This window comes from Halobellus limi, assembly GCF_004799685.1.
Classification (GTDB): Archaea; Halobacteriota; Halobacteria; order Halobacteriales; family Haloferacaceae; genus Haloquadratum; species Haloquadratum limi.
This window is the reverse complement of the sequence record NZ_CP031311.1, coordinates 347,429-372,261: the sequence shown is the minus strand read 5'-3', so window position 1 is coordinate 372,261 and position 24,833 is coordinate 347,429. Positions and strand designations below refer to the sequence as shown.

The following is a 24,833-nucleotide window of genomic DNA, read 5'->3' as shown; positions in this document are numbered from 1 at the left end:
GCGGCGTTGCGCGAAAGCTGGGACATCACCCCTCGCCGCGGTCGAGGTACTCCCCCTGGACGGCGACGATCTCGGAGGAGTCGTCGCACTCGGCGTACCGGCGGAGCGGTTCGTCGTTCAGTTCCAGGAACGTGTGTCCCCAGGTGAACTTCGAGAGCAACGTCTCCGCGCGCTCGCGCCGGTCGAAGATCGCGAGCGCCGCCGCGAGCGCCTCGACGGTCGTCAGCCGCATCGGTCGGCCGAAGTTGACGGGGTTGGCGGCGACGAGGTACGGGAGCGCCCGGTGCTCGCCGGGGAGGGAGAAACGCGCCTCCCCGGCGGACTCCCACGAGCAGTCGAGCGCGACGAGTCGGGTCGAGTCGGCGTCCGCGGGCGAGAGCGCGCGCTCGGCGTGGGGGTTGAGGACGACGCCGTACGGCGTCGCCCGGTCCGAGCGGTGCAGGTCGACGAGGTCGAAGCGCGCGAGCTTCCGCGCGGTGCACTTCGCGGGGTCGTCGTCGCCCTCGTATCGGACGTGCAGCTCGTAGCGATCGTCGCCGGAGGCTCCCCCGTCGGCCCCGATCGACGCGCGATCGTCCGTGTCGCCGGTCACAGTCGGGAGAGGCGGGCCGGGGAGAAAAGCCGTTCGTCGTCCGCGCGGGGATCAGTCCGGGCCCGAGAGTCCCTGGACGTCCCGGGCCTCGACCGTTCCGTCGGCCGACACGCGGACGATCCGCTCGGAGACGGTGAAGACCACGCTCGCGTCGTCGCCCTCGACGGAAGACAAGAACCGCTCGGCGGGCTCGGTGTCGACCGCGGCGTACAGGGGCGAGTCGCCGCAGCAGCCCTCGGTTTCGAGGGCGGTCACGATGGTCGCGTCGAGTTCGGTGGCGCCTCCGAAGTCGTGGTGTGCGACGACGTTCCAGTCTGACCGCTCGTTTCGGTCGGCGTCCGTCGGTCGGTGGTTCATACCGCTCACTACCGGCTATCGGGACAAGAAACGGATCGACAGTGGGGTACTGATTAAGCCCGATTTAGCCGGATTATCCGATTTAATGGGTCGTTTCGGCTCCCTATCGACACCGTATCGAGAGCGACGCGGACGGCGGGGGCGCCGATCAGTCCCGCTTGCCGGCGCCGACGGCGGACTCGCCGACCGGGTCGTGGCCCTCGATGACCTCGGTTCCGCCCATGTACGGCCGGAGCGCCTCCGGAACCGTCACCGTGCCGTCGTCGTTCTGGTAGTACTCCAAGATCGCGACCATCACCCGAGGGATGGCGAGCCCGGAGCCGTTCAGCGTGTGGAGGTAGTCGGCGGACTCGTGGCGCTCGGGTCGGTAGCGCAGGCCCGCGCGCCGCGCCTGGAACGCGCCGAAGTTCGAGACCGAGGAGACCTCGAGCCAGCGGCCGCCCTCCTCGGGGCCGTCGTCCATATCGTCGGCCGGCGCCCACACCTCGAGGTCGTACTTCTTTCGCTGGGTGAACCCGAGGTCGCCGGTGCACATCTCCAGGATGCGGTAGGGGAGTTCGAGTCGTCGAAGGACCTCCTCGGCCTCGTCGACGAGGCCCTCGAAGCGCGCTTCACTCTCGTCGGGGCGCACGAAGTTCACCATCTCGACCTTGTTGAACTGGTGGACGCGGACGATGCCGCGGGTCTCCGTGCCGTGTTCGCCGGCCTCGCGGCGGAAGTTCGGCGTGTACGCTTGCAGCTTCAGCGGGAGGTCGTCGTCCAGCAGGATCTCGTCGCGGAACATGTTCGTCACCGGCACCTCCGCGGTCGGGCAGAGCCACAGGTCGTCGTCGTCCCAGGGCTCCTCGTTCGCGCCGCCGATGCGGTAGGCGTCCTCGGTGAACTTCGGGAACTGGCCGGTTCCGACCATCGATCGGGAGTTGACGGGGATCGGGGGGAAGACGTCCACGTAGCCCTGTTCGCGGTGGACGTCCATCATGAACTGGATCAGGGCGTGTTCGAGGCGCGCGCCGTCGCCCTTCGTGAAGTAGAACCCGCCGCCGGTCACCTTCGCGCCGCGGGCGAAATCCAGGATTTCGAGGTCCTCGCCGAGGTCGTAGTGGGGGACGACCTCCGCGGGGAGCGTCCGGCGGTCGTCGAAGCCCTCGCGGCGGCGTTCGACGTTCTCCGATTCGTCCTCCCCGATCGGGACGTCGTCGTCGGGGATCTGCGGGATCTCTAAGAGCGCCGCCTCCAGTTCGGCCTCCAACTCGTCGGCCCGCTCTTCGATCTCTTCGAGTTCGGCCTTGAGTTCCTGGGAGCGCTCGATCGCCTCCTCGGCGGCCTCGTCGTCGCCCTCGGCCTTCAGATCGCCGATCTTCGAGGAGATCTGGTTGCGCTCGTGTCGCAGGTCGTCGCCGCGCTGTTTGAGCTCTCGCCACTCCTCGTCGACGGCGAGAACGCGGTCGAGATCGACGTCCTCGACGCCCTTCTGTTCCAGCGCCGCCCGAACCGTCTCCGGGTTCTCGCGGAGGAACTGTCTCCCGATCATACCCGTCGGTTCTCCGGGACGTGGCAAAACCGTGTCGCATCAGCGGGCGTCCGGAACCGAACCGACGCGTCGGGACCGGAGTCACCGAGACCGGGCCGGGAGCGGCGGTCGAGCCGACACCCGCCGCGGCGCCGGGTGACCGCGAATGTCAACGTGTCACAACGAAAAGACACATATCCGAGGCCGGAGTCCGGGTAGGTATGCCGAAGTGGCTCCGCCGACGCTTCACCGACGCGTACGAGCGGATGCTCCGCCGACAGCTGGAGGCCGCGCCCACCCACGTCGCGATCATCCAGGACGGCAACCGACGCTACGCCCGCGAGCGCGGCGCGGACGCCCCCGACGGACACCGCGAGGGCGCGAAGACGACGGAACGCGTCCTCGACTGGTGTGAGGAGCTGGGGATCGAGGAACTCACGCTGTATGCCTTCTCGACGGAGAACTTCGACCGTCCCGACGAGGAGCTCGAACCCCTCTTCGACCTGCTGGAATCGAAGCTCTACGAGTTCGCCGACGCCGACCGCGTCCACGAGAACGGCGTCCGGATCGGCGCGATCGGCGACGTCGAGCGACTGCCCGCGCGGGTCCGCGACGCCGTCGACTACGCGGAGTCGCGGACGGCCGAGTACGACTCGCTCCGACTCAACGTCGCCCTGGCGTACGGCGGCCGGTCCGAACTGCTGGGTGCGGCCAGGACGGTCGCGGACGAGGTCGCCGCCGGGGAGCTTTCGCCCGACGAGGTCGACGCCGACGCCGTCGAGGACCGTCTGGCGGAGCACACGACGCGGGACGTCGACCTGATCATCCGGACCGGCGGCGACGAGCGGACCTCGAACTTCCTGCCGTGGCACGCCAACGGCAACGAGGCGGCCGTCTACTTCTGTGCGCCCTACTGGCCGGAGTTCTCGAAGGTGGACTTCCTCCGCGGTCTGCGCACCTACCAGGCCCGCGAGCAGTCCTGGCAGCAGTCCCGGACCGAACGCGCCGTCGGCATCCTCCGGGCGGTCGCCGAGACCGAGCTCGCGGACGCGAAGACCGTCGCCGGACGGCTTCGGACGCAACTCCCCTCCGCGGGCGCTCGCGAGGTCTCCGCGGAACTGGAGCGCCAGCGCGGCGCGGAGGCGGGCGAGCGCGCGGACTGATCGGCCGCCGTTCCACGACCGGCGACAGTTCGCACCGCCGTAGCGTGTCCGCCCCGCGAGGCAACTGGTCTCGCGAGACGCCGCCGGCGCCGATCACCGACCGAACCGCCGCTGTCGGTTCTGGTAGTCCAACACGGCGCGGAGGTAGTCCCGCCGCCGGAAGTCCCGCCAGTTGACGTCGGTGAAGTACAGTTCCGAGTAGACCGACTGCCAGATGAGGAAGTCAGACAGGCGCTCGGCGCCGGTCTTGATCAGCAGGTCCGGCTCGTCGTCGAAGACGAGCCGCTCTTCTATCTCGCCGGCGTCGACCTCGTCGGGCGAGAGTTCACCCGATTCGACGGACTCGGCGATCCGGCGCACCGCCGCGGCGAACTCGCGCTTCCCGCCGAGCCCGATGTTCACCCGAACGGGCGCGTCGGCCCGTTCGGTGTCGCCCGGTTCGCGGACCGCGACGGGGCGGGGCGACTCGACGTTCCGAAGCTCTCGCGACAGGGTCGGCACCACGGCCTCGTCGAGCACGCTCACCGAGACGGTGACGCGCTCGGCGCCGTACTCGAAGGCCCACCCGAGGAACTCCGCGAGCGTCCCGTAGGCCCCCTGTTCGAGCAGGTCCCGCTCGGTGATCACGACCGCGACGTGCGCGGGCGGGTCGGCGTCGTGGAGCCGGTGACGGAGGGCGAGGTAGCGGTCGTACAGTCCCACGGGTGGTTTTGCGAGCCACGGCGATATATGCCTCCGGTTTTCGCGGAGGGGCCGAACACCTCAGCGAGACAATATTATGTTAAATTATGTCATAGAAAGCGATATTAAGTGTTGGAAGAGACTCCACTCCACGAGATAGGTATACGATGACGGGGCTCAATGCGTTTCTAGCACCGGAATATAAAAATATGATCCGAAGGCGGACATCGGGCCGGGGAGAGCCGTGAGCGGTTCGTCCGGACCGATTCGGGCAGTCGTTCAGCGACCGCTGCTGCGCCGGCTCCTCCGCCCGGTCGCGGCCTTCGGGGCCGTCGTCGTCCTCGGCGTCGCGGGATTCAGTTCGCTGGGCGGCGTCGGCGTCGTCGACGCGCTCTTCTGGCTCTTGGACCCGACGAGCATCGAGTTGCACTTCCAGGCGCACGGGGGAGCCGAGACGCTCACGAAGGGGTACGCGGTCGTCGTGCTGTCGGGGCTCGTCGTCACCGGCCTCTGGATCGGTGAGACGGTGTTCTCGGCCGCCTTCGGCGGACGGATACGGACGGAGTTCAGAGAGATGCAGATCGAACGGACGATCGACGAGTTGGACGGCCACATCATCATCTGCGGCTACGGCACGTTCGGGAAGACCGTCGCCTGGCGGCTTCGAGACGAGGGCCGGGACGTGGTGGTGATCGAACAGCAGGACGCGGAGTTTCAGCGCGCGATCGACGACGACATCCTCGCGGTGCAGGGCGACGCTCGACGGGAGCAGGTGCTGCGGGACGCCGGTGTCAAACGGGCGGCGACGGTCGTCGGCGCGATCGACGACTCGAACGCGAACATCCAGATCGCGATGGGGGCGAGCCAGATCGCGCCGACGGTCCGACTGGTCGTCCGCGTCGGCGACGGGATGTACGAGGCGCTCGCGCGCCGCGCCGGCGCGGACGAGGTGATCATCCCCGAGGTCGCGAGCGCCGAGCAGGTGACGTCGACGCTGTGATCTCGGCGCCGGAAGCATCGAGAGCGTCGGTCGCGCAGACGGTCACGTTCGGGACAGCAACGGCGGGGCCGACGCGGCGGGGGCGAGACACCGTCCGGGGTCGGCGGGTCCGCAGGCCGGGGGACGGCGATGCCGGATGTCGGGAGGGTTAAGTGCGCGTCGGGGGTATCCGGAGACGTGCAACCGACGCTCCGGCGGGCGGGCGGGTTCGCCCTGGTGGGGACCCTGGCGGTGGCCGCGCCGGTGCTCGGACGGGCGGCGTTCGCCCCCTTCGCCGCGGTCGCGGTCGCCGCCGCGTTCGGGATCACCGACGGCCCGCTGTTCGAGCTGTTCGCCCGGCCGGCGGACCGCCGCGAGGGCCGACTGAACGGGCTCGCCGGGTTCGCGCTGGCGGCCGCCGGACTCGCCATCCTCGCGACCGAGATCGGCCTGCCCGTGCCGCTTTTCGTCGCCGCCGTGATGGTCCTCGCCTACGGCAACCTCGGCAAGCGCCTCGTCGCCGAGACGACGGACAACCCGTTCCTCGGGGCGGCCGGGTTCGGACTCGGCGGGAGCCTCGCGGGCGTCGCGGGGCAGGCCGCGGTGGCGTCGCTGTCGTCGACGGCGGTCCTCCTGCCGCGCTTTGCCTTCCTCGCGGTCGCGGGCACGCTCGTCGCGGCGCTGTTCAGGGAGATGCTCTTCGAGCGCGACGACCCGCTGGTGATGCTCTCGACGGGGATGCTGCTGTGGCTGTTCGACGCGCTCGCGGTCGCCGTCGGGACCCTCGACGTGGTCGCCGGCCTCGCCGTCACGGTCGCGCTGGGGATCGCCTCCTACGCGCTCGGGGCGGCCTCGGTCGCCGGGATGCTCTCGGGGGTCCTCCTCGGCCTGCTCGTGATCGTCTTCGGCGGCGTCGGCTGGTTCGCCGTGCTCATCAGTTTCTTCGGCGTCGGGTCGCTCTCGACGAAGTACCGATACGACGAGAAGACCGAGCGCGGGATCGCCGAGGAGAACGAGGGCGCCCGCGGGACCGGGAACGTGCTCGGGAACGCCGCCGTCGCGCTGGTCTGCGTCATCTGCTTCGCCGCCAGTCAGTCGTTCCCGGTCGACGGGACCCTCTTTCAGTACGCCTTCGCCGGGTCGATGGCGGCCGCGCTGAGCGACACGCTCTCCTCGGAACTCGGCGGACTGTACGACGACCCGCGGCTCATCACGACGTTCGAGACCGTGCCGCCGGGCACCGACGGGGGAGTCACCTGGCAGGGCGAGGTGTTCGGACTGATCGGCTCGGCCGTCGTCGGCGCCGTCGCCCTCGCGCTCCTGCCCGGGGTCACGCCGCTCGGCGCGGCCGTCGTCGCGCTCGGCGGGTTCCTCGGGATGAACGCCGACAGCCTCCTGGGCGCGACCGTCGAGGGCGCGACGTTCGGCAACGAGGCGGTCAACTTCGCCGCGACCCTCGTCGGCGCGGTCGTCAGCGCGCTCGCCGTGTTCGCGCTGCTGTGACGGTCCCGATACAGTCGTGATCCGAAGCGCACGACCCTCCGACGCGCCGGTACTGGCTTCGCTCCAGTCGCACCTCGATGCGCCCTCACCGCGACTGCTCGCCTCGTTCGCGTCGCTCGGGACCTGTCTCGTCAGCGTCGCCGACGAGGGGCATCCGGGGACGGCGGCCGACACCGGCGCGACCGACAGCGACCGCTCGACGATCGACAACGATCACTTGACGATCGACAGCGACTGCCCGGCGGTCGACAGCAACCGTCCGGCGACCGCCGGCACGCCCGTCGGCTACGTCCTCTTGATCGGCGGCGACGACGTCCACCTCGCGGAGCTCGTCGTCCACCCCGCCCACCGCAGAGAGGGCCGCGGACGGGCGCTCCTCCGGGCAGCGATCGACTGCCAGGAGCCGGGGACGCGGGTGACGCTCGCCGTCGCCGCCGACAACGACCCCGCGCGCTCGCTGTACGAGTCGGTCGGGTTCCGGCGGATCGACTACCGGCCGGCGTTCTACGAGGAGGGATCGATGGAGGGGTCGAGAGACGCCGTCTTCTACGCCTACGACGTCGTATGACTCAGTTCGCGACCGAGTTCGCGAGCTGGTCCGCCGTCAGGAGCCGCGTCCCGACCGGTTTCTTGACGAACTCGCCGGTCGACGTCGCGACGGCGTGGTCGACCCCGCGCTGGGCCGCCACGTCGAGGAGCCGCTGCGTGAACTCACCGTCGACGACCGCGGCGTACGGCGCCGGGTCGGCGTCGGCGAGGGCGTCGAAGGCGTCCTCGGCCGGCCGCTCCTCGAGGGTGCCGAACTCGTCGTCGAGGAGACGGATCGCCCCGGTGTCGCCGTCGATGACCTCGCGGACGTGGTCTCTGAGCGAGCGCGGGCGGTCGCCGGCGGCGTCTGCCTCCGCCGCGTCCTCCCCTTCGGCATCCGTTTCGGCCGAGGCGTCCGAGTCCGCCTCCGTGCCGTCCTCGTCGTCGTCGCGTTCAGAGGCCGTCGCGTCGGAAGCGGTGTCTCCCGCGGGAGCGTCGGAAACGGCGCCTCCCGTAGACGCGGCGTCCGTCGCATCCCCGGGCGCGACGTCGCCTGCGTCCGTGTCGGGGGTTCCGGAGTCGGGATCGCGCTCGACGTCCGACCCGGCGGATCGGGCGGACGCGGTTCCGACGTCCTCGGGCGCCGCGTCCGACGTGCCGTCGTCTTCGGCCGGTTCGTCGATCACGTCGGTCGCGCCGACCGCGGCGCTTCCGGTCGAACACTCGGGCGACGCGGAGTCCGACTCTCCGACCGCCCCGGCGTCGTTCGGCGGCGTCAGCCCCGAATCCGTGACGGGATCGCGTTCGTTCGCGCGCTTCGATTCGGATCCGTCGGACCGCGGGGCCGCCGACTCAGTCGTCGGCGACCCCCGCAGAGGGTCCGGTTGGTCACCCTCTCCGGCCGGCTCCGCGTCGTCCCCGCTCGGGACCGTCCCCTCGATCTCGAAGGACTCGATCGGTTCCTTGTCGCGGAGCGCGGCGAAGACCTCGTGGCGTTCGAGGTCCTCGACGGACCGCCCCTTCGGCGCGAACGCGACGTAGTCGACGTCGCCCACCTGGGTGAGTTCGCGGAGGATGAGTTCGCCGCCGCGGTCGCCGTCGAAGAAGGCGGTCGTGGTCCGTTCGGCGGTGAGATCGGCCACGGCGTCGGGGACGTTCGTCCCCTCGACGGCGATGGCGTTCTTGATGCCGTAGCTCAGAAGCGTCAGGACGTCCGCCCGACCCTCGACGACGACCACCGCGTCGGAGTCCGCGACGTGGGGGCCGGCGGGGAGGCCCTCGTACTCGCTTATGTCCTCGATGCGGACGCTCTCTTTGACCTCCTCTAAGATCTCCGTCGAGGAGATCACGCTCTCGTCGAACGATTCGGAGAGGAGTTCCTTCGCCCGCTCGACGACCTCGCGCCGCTTCGCCTCCCGGACGTCTTCGATGTCGGTTACCTCGACGGTGGCCCGGCAGGGCCCGACGCGGGTGATCGTCTCGAGGGAGGCGGCGAGGATCGCGGTCTTGACCCGGTCGAGGCTGCTCGCGATGGTGACTGTCCCGAACGACTGGCCGTTCTGGGAGTCGATTTCGACGTCGATGCGCCCGACCTTCGACGACTGCTGGAGGTCGCGGAGGTCCAGGTCGTCGCCGAGGAGCCCTTCGGTCTGCCCGAAGATGGCCCCGACGACGTCGGACCGTTCGACGATGCCGTCGGCGGTGATCGCTGCGTGGATGAGGTATTTTTCGGTGTCTTCCATTGGTGAATACCCCCGAAGGGGCGTGATGGTGATGTGAGCGTCATGGGAAACCCGATGACGTGCTTATATATGGGCTGCTCGCGGCAAATATCTATCGTACCTGAGAGGAGCAGCGGCGATCGACGCCGATCGCTCGGATGCGGGGCGCGGGACCGCGTCGGTCGACGTCCGAACGTAAGATCTCCGCGTGCGCGAGTGAGATGCCGAGAGACTCCGTTCTGGCTTATCGAAGAAAAATATTCTTCGTAGTGTGCTAATGAACTCATAAGAGCAATATTTACGTATGTCGAGTAATTACTCTGCTCCGATGAGACGACGGAAGACGGATTATCTGTGGATCGGCGTCTTCGTAGTGCTCGTCGCGTTCGCAATCCCGTGGTTCCTCTGGGGGAACGCGGCGACGTGGCTCGGGCTCCCGGTGTGGCTCTGGTGGCACATCGGCTGGATGGGGCTCGCCTCGGTCGCGTTCGCGTTGTTCGCCCGCGGGGCGTGGGACCGGGGGATGAACGTGGACCCCGAGGAGGTGGGGTTCGATGGCTGAATCGGAACTGCTCGTCCAACTCGGGGTCGTGGGCGCGTACCTCGTGGTCGCGCTCGCGGTCGGCGTGTTCGCCTACCGGGTGACCGGGCGGGACGCCGAGGACTACTACCTCGCGAGTCGCTCGATCGGCACCGGCGTCCTCCTGTTCACGACGTTCGCGACGCTGCTGTCGGCCTTCACCTTCTTCGGCGGCCCCAACCTCGCGTACACCGCCGGCCCCGAGTGGATCCTCGTGATGGGGCTGATGGACGGGATCCTCTTCGCGATCCTCTGGTACGTGATCGGCTACCGCCAGTGGCTCATCGGCCGCTACGAGAGCTACGTGACCCTCGGCGAGATGCTGGGCGACCGGTTCGGCTCGAAGCGCCTCCGCGCGCTCGTCGCCGGCGTCTCGCTCTTCTGGCTGTTCCCGTACGTGATGCTCCAGCAGATGGGCGCGGGCGAGGCCATCGTCGGCCTCTCCGACGGGGCGGTTCCCTACTGGATCGGCGCGGCCGCGATCACGCTGTTCATGATCGTCTACGTCGTCCTCGCGGGCCTCCGCGGCGTCGCCTGGACCGACACGATCCAGGGCGTGTTTATGCTCGGGATCGTCTGGATCGCCGTCGGCTGGGTGCTCTCGGCCGCGGGCGGTCTCGACGCGGTGTCGACGTCGCTCGCGGCGTCGAACCCCGAGTTCCTCAGCCTCGGCGGGGGCCTGTACTCGCCGCAGTGGATGATCGCCCAGGCCGTCACCATCGCCTTCGGCGTCGCGATGTTCCCGCAGATCAACCAGCGCTTCTTCGTCGCCAAGGACGTCCGGGTGCTGAAGCGCTCCTTCTCGCTGTGGCCGGTGCTCGTCCTCCTGCTCTTCGTGCCGGCGTTCCTCCTGGGCACGTGGGCGGCGGGCCTCGGCGTGGCCGTCCCCGAGGGCGCGAACGTCGTGCCGGTCGTCTTGAACGCGTACACGCCCGCGTGGTTCGCCGCGCTCGTCGTCGCCGGCGCGATGGCGGCGATGATGTCCTCCTCCGATTCGATGCTGCTCTCGGGGTCGTCGTACCTGACCCGGGACCTCTATCGACCGTTCGTCAACCCCGACGCCTCCACGACCCGCGAGGCGTGGATCGCCCGCCTGGGCGTCGCGGCCTTCGCGATCGGGACGTTCGTCGTCAGCCTGTTCCGGCCGGGGACGCTCATCACCGTCGGCGACACCGCCTTCGGCGGCTACGCCCAGCTCGCCCTGCCGGTGATCGTCGCGCTCTACTGGCCGCGGACGACCCGTCAGGGGATGTTCGCCGGCATCGTGGGCTCGCAACTGTTCTACGTCGCCCACGTGTTCGTCCCCGCGACGACGATCGGCGGCGTCGCGGTGTTCGGTTCGACGTACTTCACCTGGGACTTCGCGCTCTACGGGATGGCGCTCTCCCTGCTTCTCACCGTCGGCGGCTCGCTCCTGACCGCGGCCGACGCCGACGAGCGCGCCGATCGGTTCGCCGTCGGGACGCGCGCGGACTGACGGGCCGGTCGTCCGGGTTCCCTTCCCGACGTCTCGGAGCCGGCGAAGCGCTCTTGATCGCGGAATCCGTGCCCTCGGTATGAACGAATCGGGTGTCCAGTCGCTCGTGGACCAGGAGACGCTTTCGGCCCGCGTCGACGACGGCGACGTCCCCCGGTGGGTCCGCCGCCACTTCGAGACCTTCACCGACGCGCTGCTCGGCGAGCGGAACGGAACGCCGTTCCCGTGTCACTTCGGGGCGCAGTCGGTCCGCGACGGCGAACCGCTCTACACGGCCGTGCCGTCGACCACCGACCCCGACGCGCTCCTGGCGTTTCGCGACACGCTGCTCGAGTACCTCGACGCCTACCCCGACGCGCCGGGGCGGGCCTCGCTGGTGACGTTCTTCAAGCCGCCCGAGCGGGCGTTCACGGAGGCCGACTACCACGAGACGCTGTGGCACCTCCTCCAGTTCCTCCACGTCCACGACCCCGAACCGTGGCCCGCGGACATCCCGACCGACCCCGACGACCCCCACTGGGAGTTCTGCTTCGGCGGCGAACCGATGTTCCCGACGTGCCGAGCACCGTTCTACGACGACCGAAAGAGCCGCTACTGTCCGGTCGGCCTGGAGATCACGTTCCAGCCTCGCGCCCTCTTCGACGGCATCACCCACGACACCGAGGCGGGCGAGCGCGCACGCGAGCAGATCCAGGGGCGACTGGAGGAGTACGACGGCGTCTGTCCGCACGCGGACCTCGGCGACTGGGGCGTCGAGGGCGACCACGAGTGGCCGCAGTACCTGTTCCGAGAGGACCCCGAGCAGTCGCCCGACGAGTGTCCGATCGCGGTGACGCGCGAGCACCCGAAGGCCGCGCCGCCGCGGACGGAGCCGCGGGCCTCGGCCGGTGACGACTGAGCCGATGCCCGAAACTGAACCCGCGCGGCTCCGTGAGCGCCTCGGCGACGCGCCCGCGCTCGTGCTCGTCGACCTCCAGACGGGGTTCGACGATCCCGCCTGGGGCGAGCGCAACAACCCCGACGCCGAGGCGAACGCCGCGCGCCTCCTGGAGGCGTGGCGCGCGGCCGACCTGCCCCGGTTCCACGTCCGCCACGACTCCACGGAACCCGACTCCCCGCTTCGCGGGGACGCCCCCGGCTTCGCGTGGAAACCCGAGACTGCGCCCCGCGACGACGAGCCGGTGTTCACGAAGCGGGTGAACGCGGCGTTCGTCGGGACCGATCTGGAGGAACGGCTCCGCGAACGCGGGTGTGAGACCGTCGTGATCGTCGGCCTCACGACGGACCACTGCGTGTCGACGACGACGCGCCTGGCGGAGAACCTCGGGTTCGATCCGGTCGTCGTCGCCGACGCGACCGCGACGTTCGAGCGCGACGCCCCCGACGGAACGCACTACGTCGCCTCGGAAGTCCACCGAACCGCGCTGACGCACCTGTACGGCGAGTTCGCCGACGTGGTCGGGACCGACGACGTGCTCGCGGCGGTCCGGCGAGAACCCGGCGCGTAGGGGTGGACGGCGTCGGGATCGGCGGGGACAGTCGCGCGTAGCGCGGCAAAGGGACGGTCTGCGCCGGGGGCGCAGCTCGAGACGCAGAGACGGACCGCGTCAGCCGGTCGCCGCGGCCCGCTCGTGAACCGTTCCGATGACCGCCCACAGCGAGAGCCACAAGAAGAGAAAGACGAACGCCAGGACCGTCGTCGAGAGCAGGCCTAATGACCCCGCCAGATCCGAGAGCGTCGGCAGCGCGAGGAGTACGAGGACGCCCGCGGCGACGCCGCCCAGCAGACACTCTAGGGACGCCCAGAGCGTGCTACCCGAGAGGACCGCCTCTCGGCGCCGGTCCGCCTTCGCCCGCCTCGGTGTGGTCACACATACCACCCTGTCTAGAATAACACGGTAGATAATGATAAATATGTCGCGCGGTCGACCTCGGTGGTATCTTCCGCCACGCGGCGCTCGCCTCCCGCGGCCGACCGCCTCGCGCTTTTTATGGTCGCCCCCGGCGAACGAGGGCGTATGCAGACTCACATCGTGCCGGTCGGCTTCGACTACGACCGGCTCATCGCCCCGCTCATCCGGGACCAGCAGGACGTCGACCGGGTGATCCTCCTGGAGGGGGCCGTCGGCAGCGAGTCGAACGTCGAGTACTCGCGGAACCTCTCGGGGAAGTTGGAGAAGGACTTCCAGAACCTGCTCGGATCCGACACCGAGCGCGTCGTCGTCGCCGACGTGTACGACTACGACGCGGCGTTCGAGCAGGCCTACGACCTCATCAACGCCGAACTCGACGCCGCCGGGGACTCGGAGGTGTGGGTGAACGTCTCGGCGATGCCGCGGCCGGTCTCCTTCGCCTTCGCCACCGCCGCCCACTCGATCATGGTCGAGCGCCAGGAGGACCGCGACCGGATCCACACCTACTACACGGCTCCGGAGAAGTACTTAGAGACCGATCTCGCCGAGGAGGTCCGCGCGGCGAAGGAACTGCTCGGAGAGCTGCTGGCCGGCGCGGACGTCGAGGACGAGCGGGTCCGCGAGCGCTACGAGTCGGCCGAAGACATCCTAGAGGAGTTCGACGAGCGCGGGACGACCATCGGCGCGAAGCGCATCGGCGACAGCCACATCGTCGAGCTGCCGATCGCGTCCTTCCAGAACGTCAAGCCGTTCGAGGAGGTCATCCTCTTCGAGCTCGGCGAGTACGGCGAGTTCGACTCGGTCTCCGAGCTCGCGGAGACGCTCGCCCGCGACATGAACGAGGAGTACACCGACTCGTTCAGATCGAAGGTCATCTACAACGTCGACCGACTCGGCCCGGGCGGGAAGGGGTACATCGAACAGGAGGAACACGGGAAGTCCTACCGGACCCGGCTCTCGCGGATCGGGCAGCTCTGGGTGCGCGCCCACGCGGAGGACGAACCGCTCTCGGACTGACCGTCGTCGGTGAGCGTCCCGACGACGCCGGTGTCGGGGCTACTCGTCGACGTCGAGATCGAACTGCGCGTTCTCGACGACGGCGTTGAGGACGACGCTCGTGTTCGACTCGCGGATGTCCGTGTCCGTGAGCAGCTCTTTGATCTGGTCGTTCATCCCGTCGGTGTCCTCGAACTTCCCGACCGCGATGACGTCGTAGTCGCCGGTCACCTCGTAGACGGTGACCATCTGTTTGTGTCCCTTGAGCCGTTCGGTGATGTCCGGGAGGGCGCTCCCCTCGACCTTCAGCTGGATGATCGCCGTGACGTCGTAGCCGAGCGCGTCGTAGTTCACGCGCGGGGAGTACCCCTCGATGACGCCCTCGTCTTCGAGGTCCCGGAGGTGATTCGAGACGGTCGTGACCGAGACGTCGAGGTCCTCCGCGAGGCTTCGGAGGCTGGCGCGACCGTCCCCGAGTAGTGCGTTGATCAGTTTTGCGTCGAGGTTTTCGTACGTCATTACACTCACGATGCGTCTCGGGGCATTAGAATTTTACGAATATCCAATTCAAAATGAGAGTAGGGGCATTTGCACTAAGCGATAACGTCTTTATACTGGGAGTGTTCGGATTCGATTGTCCAGGATATGACGGACGAAAACGAATCTTCCGCCGCACCCGACGGCGGGCTCTCCGCCGAAGCACAGCGCGTCATCGACGAGATCGAGGAGAAAGACGTCGACTTTCTCCGCCTGCAGTTCACCGACATCCTCGGGACCGTAAAGAACGTCGCCGTCCCGGCGACGCAGGCCGAGAAGGCCTTCACGGACGGCATCTACTTCGACGGGTCCAGCATCGAGGGCTTCGTCCGCATCCAGGAGTCGGACATGCGCCTCAAGCCCGACCCCGAGACGTTCGCGATCCTCCCGTGGCGCGACGGCCGGTCGGCGCGACTCATCTGCGACGTCATCAACACGTCGACGGGCGAGCCCTTCGAGGGCGACCCGCGAACCGTCCTCAAGCGCGTGCTCGAACGCGCAGAGGACATGGGATACACCGTCAACGTCGCCCCCGAACCGGAGTTCTTCCTCTTCGAGGAGGACGAGGAGGGCCGCGCGACGACGAAGACCAACGACGCCGGCGGCTACTTCGACCTCGCGCCGAAGGACCTCGCGAGCGACGTCCGCCGCGACATCATCTACGGCCTCGAACAGATGGACTTCGAGATCGAGGCCAGCCACCACGAGGTCGCCGAGGGCCAACACGAGATCAACTTCGAGTACGACGACGCCCTCACCACCGCCGACAACGTCGGGACGTTCCGGACGGTCGTCCGCGCCATCGCGGCCCAGCACGACCTCCACGCGACGTTCATGCCCAAGCCGATCCCGAAGATCAACGGCTCGGGGATGCACACCCACGTCTCGCTGTTCGACGAGGACGGCAACAACGCCTTCCACGACGAGGACGACGAGTTCAACCTCTCGGACACCGCGCACTCGTTCCTCGCGGGCGTCCTCGAACACGCCCCGGCGATCACGGCCGTCGCCGACCCGACGGTGAACTCCTACAAGCGCCTCGTCCCCGGGTACGAGGCGCCCGTCTACGTCGCGTGGTCCGACCGGAACCGCTCGGCGCTGATCCGCAAGCCGGCCGCCCGCGTCCCCGCGGCCTCCCGGATCGAACTCCGCTCGCCGGACCCGTCGTGTAACCCCTACCTCGCCTTCGCGGCGATCATCACGGCCGGTCTCGACGGCATCGAGGAGGGCCTCGAAGCGCCCGACCCGGTCAGAGAGAACATCTACGAGTTCGACGAGGAGAAACGCGAGGAGTACGGCATCGACACGCTGCCGGCGAACCTCGGCGAAGCCGTCTCCGCGCTCGAAGAGGACGAGGTCATCGAGGAGGCGCTCGGCGAGCACGTCTACGAGAAGTTCATCGAGGCGAAGACCCAGGAGTACGACGAGTTCCGCATCGACGTCTCCCAGTGGGAACTCGACCGCTACCTCGAGACGTACTGAACGCGACGGCCCCCGCTTCGGTTTTTTCTTTCGTCAGTCTAGGAGCTCCGGGTCTCGGACTCGCCCGTCGCGGTCCGTGCCAGGACGACCGGGAGCGCGAGCAGGCAGGCCGCACCGACGGCACCGACGAGAGCGATCAAGAGGCCGCTCTCGGCCAGTTTCGCCGTCCCGCTCATCGCGCCGAGGACGACCGCCAGCCCGGTTCCGCCGACGGCGAGCGCGCGTCCCGAGAGGTCGATCGTCGCCGTCGCCGCGCGGTCGCCGAGTCGGTGCCAGGCGACGACGGCCCCCGCCGCGGTGCCGATCCCGAGGAACAGTTCGCTCTCGCCCGGGGCGACGAGGAGCGCCGCGAGGCCGAAGGCGAGCGCGGCGCCGAAGAGCGCCGTGACGTGCCGGCGTGTCGGGGCCGCGAGCGCCCCGGTCGGATCGTCGAGAGCGAACCCCGGTCCGAGCGCGAACGCCGCCGCGAGGAAGGCGACGCCGATCGCGACGCCGGCCGCGACGTCCGCGAGGTAGTGAACGCCGATGAGGACGCGGGAGAGCGCGACGACCGCGACGACACCCCCGGCGAGCGCGAGTCGGCGTCGCCATCGCCCGCGGTGGGCGAGGACGGCGACGCCGCCCCAGAACGTCGTCGAACCGAGCGCGTGCCCGCTTGGGAAGCCCAGGCCGTCGCGATAGGAGACCGGCGGGCGCGGGAGCCCGAAGAGGTGTTTCAGTCCGACCGTGAGCCCGATAGCGCACAGTCCGAGGCCGAGCGCGAACGCGGCGCTTCGGCGAGAGATGCCGACGCGGTCGCCCAGGAGGTACGCGAGCGCGACGAGCGCGAGGAGGAGATACGGGTTTCCGAGGTGTGTGAGCACCCAGAAGACGGACGCGACCGCCTCGGGGAGCGACTCGGCGAACGCGATCTCGCCGACGCCGCGGGAGGCCAGCGGCGTTACTGGAGCGGTCATCGATCACTCACTCGCCGCGGGGGAGACAAATAGCCACGGGAATCGAACAGTCACGAAGGATCGGGCCGCCAGGGCGGATCGGACGCCGCCGTCGGGGTGCGACGACCCCGACGACGGCGACGACTCCCCGTTCGGGACTGGACCAGAGGGTTCAGGATCGGAAGGTTCAGAACAGAACCGACTCAGGACCGTCGGTCGCGAACCCAGTCGACGAGGCGGCCGGGCACCCCGAGGGCGTTCAGGCCCACGCCGAAGATCACGAACAGCGCGTAGAGCCCGAGCGTCGAGAGGTAGATCACGAGCATCGCGACCACCGCCAGCAGGTCGTCCTCCAGCAGGTAGAACGCGGCGATGGTCGCCGCCGTGCCGTACAGGAGCACGAGGTACGGCCCCCAGCCGCGGGCCTTCCCCCGCCGGAGTCGCCCGCGGACGTAGCGGCGCATCTCCGATTCGACGTCGGGCCGCTCGACCGTACGGGACTGGACGTCCTCCTCGAAGGCGTCGAGGTCGGCGCGCAGTTCCTCGACGCGGCGGTCGAGCCGGTCGATGTCGGGCGCGCCACGGGGGTCCACGTCGGTGTCGGCGGCCGAGGAATCGTCGGCGTCGCCGGCGCCGCTGTCGGCGCCGTTCGGGTCCTCGCGTGCGTCGCTCGCGGGGCCGGCGTCCCCGGACACGGCGTCGTCGTCGGTCGTCTCGTCGTCCGCGCTCATCGTCCGCTCGGGACGTCGGTCCCGCGGGTGTTGTACCTGCCGGTCTCGGTCTTCTCCTCGCCCCGCGAGAACCGCGTTGAGCACCGCGCCGGTGAGCACGAGGATCCCCGAGAAGTAGAACCACGTGACGAGCAAGAGGACCGCGCCGAGCGCGCCGGCGACGCCGGTCGAGAGCTGGGCGTACAGCCCGAATCCGGCGCTCAGGACGGCCCAGCCGACGGCGGCGAAGACCGCGCCGGGGAGGGCGTCGCGAACCCCGACCGGAACGTCCGGGATGACGGCATACAGCGGGAGGAAGGCGACGACGAGGAACGCGAGGAGGACGAGCGGGCTCACGATCCCGACGAACGGAACGTCGACGAGCGCCATCACCGCCGTCGTGATCACGACGCCGATCGTCGCGCCGCCGAGCGTCGCGAGCGTGATGAGCCCGTCCGACAGCTGCTCGACGATCGGGCTCGTCGGATACTCGTAGATCCTGGCGAAGGCCACGTCGATGCCGCGGAAGAGCTTCAGCGCGCCCCACGTCGTGACCAGGAGGCTGAGGACCGAGAGCGTCCCGCGTCCCGTGGGGTCCGTGATCGCACTCGCGACGAGCTCGGAGCCGGTCGGGAGCAGATACCGCTGTGCGATCGACTGGACCTGCGTCGCGAGGTCCGCGCCCCCGACGACGGCCGCGACGACGACCGCGAGCGTGAGAAGCGGCACGAGCGAGACGAGGACGTAATAGGAGATGCCCGCCGCGAGGAAGGTCACCTCCCGGTCGCGGACGGTCGCGACGATCGAGCGCGGTACGGCGAGTCGGTCGCGGATCGAGACGCTCACACGGTCCGGTTCGGCGGATCCACACAAGAATCACCCGGCGCGGGCGTCGGCGACGGGGCCGCTGTTCCGGTGAACGGAACGCGACCGCTCACTCGGCCGTTGCCTCGCGGATCTCCGGGACGGTCGCGTCGGTCTTGAACGCCGTCCCCGAGTAGTGCGCTCGCGTGGCCGCGAAGCCGGCGTCCCGAAGCGACGCCAGGAAGTCGTCCATCGCGGGGGCGGACCGGCTCCACTGCTTGCAGAGGCGGTGCTGGTCGTAGTGCGTCGGCGTGTCGAGTTCCGCCTCGACCGTCTCCAACAGCCGTCCGGCCCGCGCGGCCTCGCCCATCTCGTCGGTGACGTGCTCGCGGACCGTGCGGGCGAAGTCGGCGTCGCGGACCGCGCCGAGGTAGAGCGGGCCCGCCGAGAGAATGCGGTCGCCGCCGCAGGCGTCGCAGGCCTCGGGCGGGTGCGCGATCAGGCCGAACTCGTGCGTCCGGCGGAGGCAGTCCTCGCAGTGGTGGACGTAGCCCAGTCGGTCGATCAGTTCGTCCGCCTGCGTGGCCCGAGCGTCGATCTGGAGGTACGTGCGGACGTAGTGACGCGAGACGTGCGAGAGGATCGGGACGGCCGCCTTGTCGTAGCGGGCGGCCGTGCGGATCAGCGCCGAAAGCAGGACCCGAAGCCCCATCTCGGGGTGGTAGTCGGTGTTCTGCGGGAGCGTCGAGTACTTCCGAATCCCGGAGCGCTGGTGGGCCCCGCACAGCGGCGCGGTGTCGGTGGCGGTGACGCAGACCATACTCCGCGCGTTCGACAGCGCCGCGTCGGCGAAGGGGATCGGCGTGCCGAACGGGTCGAGGTCGACGACGTCGAAAAGCGACTCGTACAGCAGCGCGTTGACGTCGCGCTCGACGGCCTCGCCGTCGAGGCCGTTGCGCGCGAGGTTCTCGCGGGCCAGTTCGACCGCGTCGGCGTCGACGTCCGCACAGGTGACGTCGTACCCCTCGGCGGCGGCCCGGACCCCGCGGATCCCGCTGGCGGCCATCGCGTCGAGGTACGAACTCGCGCGGGGTTCGCGCTCGCGGTAGGCCCGCAGCGTCGCCACCGTCACGTCGCGGTTGAGTTCCTGTGTCGGGTTGTAGAACACGCCGTCGCCCGCCCCCTCGGATGCGCCGTCGCGGGCGTCGGGGACCGACACCTCGACGCCGCCCTCACGAACGTCCATACCACCGGTCGGACGCTCCGCGGCGAAAAGCGATGCGGTCGGTGCGGGCGGGCCGTGCCACCGGTGAGGTTTTGTCGGGGCCGGGGGAAGAACGGACAGTGAACGACGGCGACGGATCGGGAGGAGACGAGAGCGGAGGCCCTCAGGACTCGGGCGGGCGGGACGGCGGTCGCGCCCGCGACACGGGGACCGCGAGCGACAGCGAAAGCTCCCGCGACGCCGGATCCGGAGGCGGTGACGAGAGCGTCCCCGACGCCGAGGCCCGGGACGACGACTTCGTCGTCCCGACCGAGACGGGGACCGACGCCGAGACCGCCTGGCGGCGCGAGTTGGCCGAGCGCGGCGAACTCACGCCCGACGCCGTCGACGCCCTGATCTCGCGTCACGACGACCGCGGGGCGCGCGCCGTCGAGGCCGTCTCCGAGGGGCGGGTCAAGCGCTACCGCGACTTCACCGTCGTCGTCGGCCACGAGGACGAGTACGTCGTCGAGGACGGGGGGTGCACCTGCAAGGACAGCGCCTACAACCTCGACCCGGAGGATCCGACCGAGCGCTGCTGGCACGTCCTCGCGGTCGCCATCGCCGAGCGCATCGGCGAGGTCGACCACCACGAGATGTGGTACTCCGAGGTTCGCGACTTCCTGTGAGGGCAGCCAATCGCGTCCGGAACCGACCGAGAGTTGGCCGACGGCCGCCGACCGGCGGAGCCCGGTGAACGCTTATGCCGATTCCGCGATCATTGCTGACACGATGCAAGCCGCGAGACTCCACGAGTACACAGAGGAGATGAGCGACGCGCTCAGCATCGACGAGGTCGACCGGCCGGAGGTCACTCGCTCGGACGGCGTCGTCGTCCGCGTCGAGGGCGCGGGGTGGTGCCAGACGGACAACCACATCATCGAGGGGATGTGGACCGACTACGTCGAGCAGGACCTCCCGATGACGCTCGGCCACGAGAACGCCGGTGAGGTCGTCGAGGTCGGCGAGGAGGTCACGACGGTCGAGGTCGGGGATACGGTGATCTGTCACCCGGTGACGACCTGCGGGACGTGCCGGCAGTGCCGCCTCGGCGAGGATATGTACTGCGAGGACCTCTCGTTTCCGGGGCTCACCACCGACGGCGGGTTCGCCGAGTTCCTGCTGACAAGCGAGCGCGCGACGGTTCCCCTCCCGGACGGCGTCGATCCCGCGAAGATCGCGCCGCACGCCGACGCCGGGATCACGGCGTACCACGCGGTGAAGAAGGCGGTCGACGAACTGAACCCCGGCGACCCGGCGGTCGTCATCGGCGTCGGGGGACTGGGCCACATCGGCCTCCAGTGTCTCGACGCGATGAGCGCGGCGAACGTCGTCGCGCTCGACGTGAAGGAGAGCGCGAGGGACCTCGCCGCCGACCTCGGCGCGCGCCACACGATCGATCCGAGCACCGAAGACGTCGCCGGCGCGATCGACGACCTGACGGACGGCCACGGCGCCGAACAGGTCCTCGACTTCGTCGGCGCCGACGAGACGACGGCGTACGCGCCAGACATCGTGGCTCCCGGCGGCGACCACCACGTCGTCGGGTACGGCGGCCACGTCCACGAACCCGCGCAGGCGCTCGTCGACGGCGAGTTCTCCTATCGGGGGACCCTCGTCGGCAGGTACACCGAGCTGCAGGAGCTCGTCCGACTCGTCGAGCGCGGCGACGTCGAACTCCAGACGACACGGTACGACCTCTCGGAGATCAACACGGTCGCAACGCGACTCGAACACGGCGAGATCGACGGTCGCGCGGTCATCACGCCGAACTGAGAGGGGGCCGGGCGACACGAGCGAGCATCACCTCCTCCCGTCGATCGCTCCGCACCGTTTTTACGCCGTCTCGGCGAACGACCGGTAATGCCCACGATCGACGAGAAGCGGGTGTACACCGACAACGCCGGGACCGAGACCGTCTACCTCGCCTCGGGGCTCGGCGTCGTCGCGGTCTCGGTCTCCGACGACCTGATCGGGGAGTTCGGCATCGCCCACCGCTGTCAGGCTCGCGACGTGGCGACCGCGGGCCGGCGCGTCGCCGTCGCGACCGACGAGGACGTCCTAGTCGCCGACCGAGACGTCGACGACGAGGGCGACTCGACGGTGTCGGCGGCCGAGGCGCTCGCGTTCGAGGCCACCGGATTCGGTCCCGCCACGGCCGTCGGCTTCGACGGCGGCGCGGGCGACACCGGCGAACTCGTCGCCGGCGACGGGGACGGGCGCGTCGCGCGACTCGGCGCCCCGAGCGAGGCCGGCGGCGCGGATGCGAGCGAGACCGGCGGCTGGACCGAGATCGGGACGACCGGTCCGGTGCGCGCCATCGACGGCGGCCTCGTCGCCGCCGCCGACGGCGTCTACCGGATGGGTTCCGACGGCGTGACCCACGCCGGCCTCGACGACGCCCGCGACGTGGACGCGGAACCGCTCGTCGCGACCGGGACCGGGCTGTACAAACTCGGCAACGGCTGGATGGACGTGCTCGACGGCCCGGTCGACGCGGTGGACGCCGGCGGAGCGAGCGCGCAGGCCGCCGTCGACGGGCGGCTCTACGTCCGGCGGGCCGGCGACGCCCCCGACGCGGAGTGGCGCGAGGAGCGGCTGCCCGTCGAAGAGCCCGTCGCGGCCGTGGCCCACGGCGTCGAGGCGTCGTACGCGGTCACGGAGGGCGGCACGTTCGCCGTGCGGCTGCCGGACGGGGAGTGGCGGTACCGGGGCGTGGGCGTCCGCGACGTCGTCGCCGCCGCGGTGTAGGAGATCGCTGTCGGGCGTCCGTCGGGCGGTCCGAACGGCGAACCGCCCCGGAAGCCGAGACGAAAAGGGGTTTTACCGCGGGTCGAGAGATACCGGGTATGATCGTTCCCGGCGCATCCTCACAGGCGCTCGCGGCCGCGCTCGCCTCGGAGTTGGGCGAACCGCTCTCGGCCGTCGAGTACGACCGCTTCCCCGACGGCGAGACGCTCGCCGCCGTCCCCGACTTCGACGCCGAGCGCGCGGTGGTCGTCGCCACGACGGACTCGAACGACGCGTGGGTCGAACTGCTCCAACTGCAGGACGCCGTCCGGGAGGCCGGCGCGAGCGAGGTCGTCACCGTGATCCCGTATATGGGCTACGCGCGCCAGGACGAGGCGTTCGACTCCGGCGAACCCGTCTCCGCGCGAGCGATGGCCCGGGCGGTCTCGACCGGCGCCGACCGGGTCGTCCTCGTGAACCCCCACGAGGAGTCGGTCGCGGACTTCTTCGACGCCCACGTCACCGTCTGTGACGCCGCGGGGCTGCTCGCCGAGCCGCTGCCCGACGACCTCGCGGAGCCGCTCTTTCTCTCCCCCGATTCCGGCGCGGTCGAACTCGCGGCAGCCACCTGTGACGCCTACGGACGCGGCGAGACCGACTACTTCGAGAAGACCCGTCACTCCGGAACCGAGGTCGAGATCTCGCCGAGCGACGCCGACGCCGCGGGTCGCGACGTCGTGATCGTCGACGACATCGTCGCGACCGGCTCGACGATGAGCGAGGCCGTCGCCCACCTCGCCGACGACGGGGCCGAGCGCGTCTTCGCGGCGTGCGTCCACCCGCTCCTGGCTCGAAACGCCCGGACGAAGCTCGAACGCGCCGGGATCGAGCGGATCGTCGGGACCGACACGGTCGAGCGCGACGTGAGCGCCGTCTCCGTCGCACCGATCGTCGCCGCCGCCGTGGACGCGGTCGAAGCGGCGTAGCGGAGGGCTTGCGGACCAGGACGAACGATGGAACCCGAATTTCCAACCGAACAGCACGCCCTCGAAGCCGACTGCGCGCGCTGCCCCGCGCTCGTCGAGTGTCGCGAGCGGATCTCGTGGGGCACCGGCGACCTCGACGCCGACGTGATGGTCGTCGGCGAAGCGCCCGGCGCCGGGAACCCCGACGCCGAGCGGTGGCGCGGCGGAAACTGGACCGGGAAGGCCTACACGGCGCGGCACTCGGGGCGTCGCGTCCGACGGCTGCTCGCCGAGATCGGCCGGCCCACAGCCTACGTCACGAACGCCGTGAAGTGCTTCCCCTGCGACGGCGAGGGCTCGAACCGCGAACCCACCGAGACAGAGCGCGCGAACTGCCGGACGCACCTCCGAGAGGAGATCGAGACCGTCGATCCGACGGTGATCGTCGCGACCGGCAAACACGCCACGACGACGACGCTGGCGCTCGATAACCGAACGATCGACGGCTTCGTCGATCGGATCTTGGAGCCGATCGAACTGCCCTTTTCGACGCTGCTCCCCGTCCTCCATCCCTCCTATCAGGACATCTGGCGGGCGCGACTCGGTTACAGCGCCGAGGAGTACCGCGAGGCGGTCCACGACGCGCTCCGAGCGGCGCTCGACGACGACCCGTCCTGATTTCGGGGTCGAAAAGCGGCTTCCGGCGTGCGATGGTCGCAGAGACAGCCACAACCACACGGGCGGGACTGGAAGGGGCCGCGCGCTCGGCGACGGCGGACGATGTAAGCACGCGAGCACAGCGAGCGCGCGCAACGAGTCCCCCGAGTCGAGCGCGCGGGGGCTTCCGAGTTCAATCCCGCTGCCGAATCACTGGTCACCCCGTTTGCAGCGTCGTCCCCATAGAGACCCGAACTTACTTCGGCGATTCGTCCGATGAGACGCGTATGAGCGACGACCCGACCATCTTCGAGCAGATCGTCGCCGGCGACATCCCGGCGCGGATCGTCTACGAGACCGACACCGTCGCGGCGTTCCTCGACGCGAACCCGCTCGCGCCCGGCCACACGCTCGTGGTGCCGAAGGAGGCTTACGAGCGGCTCGACGAACTGCCCGAGGACGTCGCCGCCGACGTCTGGGCGGCCGTCCAGGAACTGACGCCGCGGATCGAATCCGCGGTCGACGCCGACGCGTCGAACGTCGGGGTGAACAACGGCAGCGCCGCCGGCCAGGAGGTCCCGCACGTGCACGTCCACATCGTCCCTCGCTTCGAGGGCGACGGCGGCAGGCCGATCCACGCGGTCGCGGGGGGCCGGCCGGACCTCTCCGACGACGAACTCGACGACATCGCCGCCGCCATCGAGACCGGGGAGTGAGCCGCGACGTCGCAGTCGGCGTCGGCAGCGAGG

Annotated in this window: 26 protein-coding genes; 16 read left to right on the top strand and 10 right to left on the bottom strand. The window is 69.7% G+C overall.

Annotated elements, in window-relative coordinates; genetic code table 11:
- Positions 1-25: 25 nt before the first annotated feature.
- From DV707_RS01870 to serS, 3 genes are all read right to left on the bottom strand, one after another.
- Positions 26-562 (bottom strand): DUF367 family protein, encoded by a 537-nt coding sequence (locus DV707_RS01870; RefSeq protein ID WP_103991260.1) that lies wholly within the window; start codon positions 560-562, stop codon positions 26-28.
- A gap of 81 nt (positions 563-643) precedes the next feature.
- Complete coding sequence (locus tag DV707_RS01865) at positions 644-949, bottom strand: HalOD1 output domain-containing protein (protein WP_103990878.1); 306 nt, start codon at positions 947-949, stop codon at positions 644-646.
- A gap of 148 nt (positions 950-1,097) precedes the next feature.
- Positions 1,098-2,480 carry a serine--tRNA ligase gene (gene serS, locus DV707_RS01860; RefSeq protein WP_103990879.1) on the bottom strand — a complete coding sequence of 461 codons (1,383 nt, stop codon included), beginning with the start codon at positions 2,478-2,480 and terminating at the stop codon, positions 1,098-1,100.
- Positions 2,481-2,680: 200 nt separating this feature from the next.
- On the opposite strand from serS, the gene uppS reads away from it, so the two are divergent.
- A complete protein-coding gene (gene uppS, locus DV707_RS01855; RefSeq protein WP_103990880.1) occupies positions 2,681-3,622 on the top strand; it encodes a polyprenyl diphosphate synthase in 942 nt (313 codons plus the stop codon).
- A 93-nt stretch (positions 3,623-3,715) separates the two neighbouring features.
- Here the strand turns inward: uppS and DV707_RS01850 are convergent, their stop codons facing one another.
- Entirely contained in the window at positions 3,716-4,324 is a 609-nt protein-coding gene (locus DV707_RS01850) for an undecaprenyl diphosphate synthase family protein (RefSeq protein WP_103990881.1), read from the bottom strand.
- 223 nt (positions 4,325-4,547) lie between these two features.
- Between DV707_RS01850 and DV707_RS01845 the strand changes: the two genes are divergently transcribed.
- The 3 genes from DV707_RS01845 (at position 4,548) to DV707_RS01835 (ending at position 7,353) form a co-directional block, all read left to right on the top strand.
- Complete coding sequence (locus DV707_RS01845; RefSeq protein WP_103990882.1) at positions 4,548-5,303, top strand: potassium channel family protein; 756 nt, start codon at positions 4,548-4,550, stop codon at positions 5,301-5,303.
- A gap of 177 nt (positions 5,304-5,480) precedes the next feature.
- Positions 5,481-6,785 carry a DUF92 domain-containing protein gene (locus tag DV707_RS01840; RefSeq protein ID WP_103990883.1) on the top strand — a complete coding sequence of 435 codons (1,305 nt, stop codon included), beginning with the start codon at positions 5,481-5,483 and terminating at the stop codon, positions 6,783-6,785.
- 16 nt (positions 6,786-6,801) lie between these two features.
- Positions 6,802-7,353, top strand: a complete 552-nt coding sequence (locus DV707_RS01835; RefSeq protein WP_235010728.1) for a GNAT family N-acetyltransferase — start codon at positions 6,802-6,804, stop codon at positions 7,351-7,353.
- A 1-nt stretch (position 7,354) separates the two neighbouring features.
- Here the strand turns inward: DV707_RS01835 and dnaG are convergent, their stop codons facing one another.
- Complete coding sequence (gene dnaG / locus DV707_RS01830; RefSeq protein WP_103990884.1) at positions 7,355-9,055, bottom strand: DNA primase DnaG; 1,701 nt, start codon at positions 9,053-9,055, stop codon at positions 7,355-7,357.
- A gap of 307 nt (positions 9,056-9,362) precedes the next feature.
- Here dnaG and DV707_RS01825 point away from each other — a divergent pair, with 307 nt between their 5' ends.
- The 4 genes from DV707_RS01825 (at position 9,363) to DV707_RS01810 (ending at position 12,599) form a co-directional block, all read left to right on the top strand.
- Positions 9,363-9,596: a DUF3311 domain-containing protein gene (locus DV707_RS01825; RefSeq protein ID WP_103990885.1), complete on the top strand. Its 234-nt coding sequence runs from the start codon at positions 9,363-9,365 to the stop codon at positions 9,594-9,596.
- A complete protein-coding gene (locus DV707_RS01820) occupies positions 9,589-11,091 on the top strand; it encodes a sodium:solute symporter family protein (protein WP_103990886.1) in 1,503 nt (500 codons plus the stop codon). The genes DV707_RS01825 and DV707_RS01820 overlap by 8 nt, the downstream gene beginning before the upstream one ends.
- Before the next feature lie 79 nt (positions 11,092-11,170).
- Entirely contained in the window at positions 11,171-11,989 is an 819-nt protein-coding gene (locus DV707_RS01815) for a YqcI/YcgG family protein (RefSeq protein ID WP_103990887.1), read from the top strand.
- A gap of 4 nt (positions 11,990-11,993) precedes the next feature.
- Positions 11,994-12,599 (top strand): cysteine hydrolase family protein, encoded by a 606-nt coding sequence (locus tag DV707_RS01810; RefSeq protein WP_103990888.1) that lies wholly within the window; start codon positions 11,994-11,996, stop codon positions 12,597-12,599.
- A 99-nt stretch (positions 12,600-12,698) separates the two neighbouring features.
- On the opposite strand, the gene DV707_RS01805 is transcribed toward DV707_RS01810, so the two are convergent.
- Complete coding sequence (locus DV707_RS01805; RefSeq protein WP_103990889.1) at positions 12,699-12,962, bottom strand: hypothetical protein; 264 nt, start codon at positions 12,960-12,962, stop codon at positions 12,699-12,701.
- 147 nt (positions 12,963-13,109) lie between these two features.
- Here DV707_RS01805 and DV707_RS01800 point away from each other — a divergent pair, with 147 nt between their 5' ends.
- Positions 13,110-14,021, top strand: a complete 912-nt coding sequence (locus tag DV707_RS01800; protein WP_103990890.1) for an HFX_2341 family transcriptional regulator — start codon at positions 13,110-13,112, stop codon at positions 14,019-14,021.
- A 39-nt stretch (positions 14,022-14,060) separates the two neighbouring features.
- Here the strand turns inward: DV707_RS01800 and lrp are convergent, their stop codons facing one another.
- Positions 14,061-14,519, bottom strand: coding sequence for an HTH-type transcriptional regulator Lrp (lrp, locus tag DV707_RS01795; RefSeq protein WP_103990891.1), 459 nt, complete (start codon positions 14,517-14,519; stop codon positions 14,061-14,063).
- Between the two features lie 126 nt (positions 14,520-14,645).
- Between lrp and glnA the strand changes: the two genes are divergently transcribed.
- Entirely contained in the window at positions 14,646-16,019 is a 1,374-nt protein-coding gene (glnA, locus tag DV707_RS01790; RefSeq protein WP_103990892.1) for a type I glutamate--ammonia ligase, read from the top strand.
- 38 nt (positions 16,020-16,057) lie between these two features.
- On the opposite strand, the gene DV707_RS01785 is transcribed toward glnA, so the two are convergent.
- The 3 genes from DV707_RS01785 to DV707_RS01775 all read right to left on the bottom strand — a co-directional run bounded on the left by DV707_RS01785 (position 16,058) and on the right by DV707_RS01775 (position 19,714).
- A complete protein-coding gene (locus DV707_RS01785) occupies positions 16,058-16,975 on the bottom strand; it encodes a phosphatase PAP2 family protein (protein ID WP_103990893.1) in 918 nt (305 codons plus the stop codon).
- Between the two features lie 182 nt (positions 16,976-17,157).
- Complete coding sequence (locus tag DV707_RS01780) at positions 17,158-18,510, bottom strand: YihY/virulence factor BrkB family protein (RefSeq protein ID WP_103990894.1); 1,353 nt, start codon at positions 18,508-18,510, stop codon at positions 17,158-17,160.
- Positions 18,511-18,598: 88 nt separating this feature from the next.
- Positions 18,599-19,714: a tRNA (guanine(26)-N(2))-dimethyltransferase gene (locus DV707_RS01775; RefSeq protein WP_103990895.1), complete on the bottom strand. Its 1,116-nt coding sequence runs from the start codon at positions 19,712-19,714 to the stop codon at positions 18,599-18,601.
- A 329-nt stretch (positions 19,715-20,043) separates the two neighbouring features.
- Here DV707_RS01775 and DV707_RS01770 point away from each other — a divergent pair, with 329 nt between their 5' ends.
- From DV707_RS01770 to DV707_RS01745, 6 genes are all read left to right on the top strand, one after another.
- Positions 20,044-20,361, top strand: coding sequence for a hypothetical protein (locus DV707_RS01770; RefSeq protein WP_103991262.1), 318 nt, complete (start codon positions 20,044-20,046; stop codon positions 20,359-20,361).
- A gap of 103 nt (positions 20,362-20,464) precedes the next feature.
- Positions 20,465-21,508 carry an NAD(P)-dependent alcohol dehydrogenase gene (locus DV707_RS01765; RefSeq protein WP_103990896.1) on the top strand — a complete coding sequence of 348 codons (1,044 nt, stop codon included), beginning with the start codon at positions 20,465-20,467 and terminating at the stop codon, positions 21,506-21,508.
- A gap of 87 nt (positions 21,509-21,595) precedes the next feature.
- Positions 21,596-22,483 carry an HVO_0234 family beta-propeller protein gene (locus DV707_RS01760; RefSeq protein WP_103990897.1) on the top strand — a complete coding sequence of 296 codons (888 nt, stop codon included), beginning with the start codon at positions 21,596-21,598 and terminating at the stop codon, positions 22,481-22,483.
- Positions 22,484-22,581: 98 nt separating this feature from the next.
- A complete protein-coding gene (locus DV707_RS01755) occupies positions 22,582-23,448 on the top strand; it encodes a ribose-phosphate diphosphokinase (RefSeq protein WP_103990898.1) in 867 nt (288 codons plus the stop codon).
- Between the two features lie 27 nt (positions 23,449-23,475).
- Positions 23,476-24,105, top strand: coding sequence for a uracil-DNA glycosylase (locus tag DV707_RS01750; RefSeq protein ID WP_103990899.1), 630 nt, complete (start codon positions 23,476-23,478; stop codon positions 24,103-24,105).
- A 266-nt stretch (positions 24,106-24,371) separates the two neighbouring features.
- Complete coding sequence (locus DV707_RS01745) at positions 24,372-24,800, top strand: HIT family protein (RefSeq protein ID WP_103990900.1); 429 nt, start codon at positions 24,372-24,374, stop codon at positions 24,798-24,800.
- Positions 24,801-24,833: the final 33 nt, after the last annotated feature.